Origin of the sequence: Halorubrum sp. Atlit-26R, from assembly GCF_003666015.1 — an archaeon.
GTDB lineage: Archaea > Halobacteriota > Halobacteria > Halobacteriales > Haloferacaceae > Halorubrum.
In genome coordinates this window covers 1-640 of sequence record NZ_QPLT01000268.1, presented here as the reverse complement: position 1 = coordinate 640, position 640 = coordinate 1, and the positions used below count along the sequence as shown (strand labels likewise).

Here is a 640-nt window from a genome sequence, read left to right as displayed (position 1 = left end):
CGGTCAAACGCCCCCCATCCTCAGCTGAGTCATCGCCATCCGTGTGTTCTCTTGAACGGCTCTCTCCACTGAGGTAGCGATCAGCAATGTTCACCGCGCCGTTCACGTCCGCTTGATACTCACCCAACCAGCAAGCGTCGTTCGTACACTTGAACGTCGCCTGTCGCGGACGGTATCCTACCTCACCGCACGCATGGCACTCCTTCGACGTGTTGCGCGGGTTCACCGTCTCAACGGGGATACCCTTCTCGACGGCCTTGTACCGTATCTGCGCATGGAGTTTGGCGAATCCCCATCCGTGGAGACGCCGATTCATATACTCGCCGTAGTCCATCGACTCCCGGATGTGGGTCAAGTCTTCTAGAACGAGCACGGGGTTCTCGATGGACTCGCCGTACTCCACGACTTCGTGGGTGACCCGGTGGAACACATTGTCGATCTGGTTCCACAGGTCGTCTCCGAAGGACTCTGCGATACGTTCGCTTCCGCGCGCCTGAAGCCGTTTCGTGGCGGTGAAATAGGCCTTACGAAGCCGACGAACGGTCTTGCCCTCGTCGGCCCACAGTTCGGGAGCGGTCGGAGAACCGTGGTTGTCGCGGTGACACACTGTGACTAGTGACGCTTCTCCAATATCGACACC

The 640-nt window shown here is 58.9% G+C and carries 1 protein-coding gene; it reads right to left on the bottom strand.

The window, feature by feature from the left end; translation table 11 throughout:
* A partial coding sequence (locus DVK07_RS20510) for a zinc ribbon domain-containing protein (RefSeq protein WP_147441292.1) occupies positions 1-640 on the bottom strand: 640 nt, incomplete at both ends.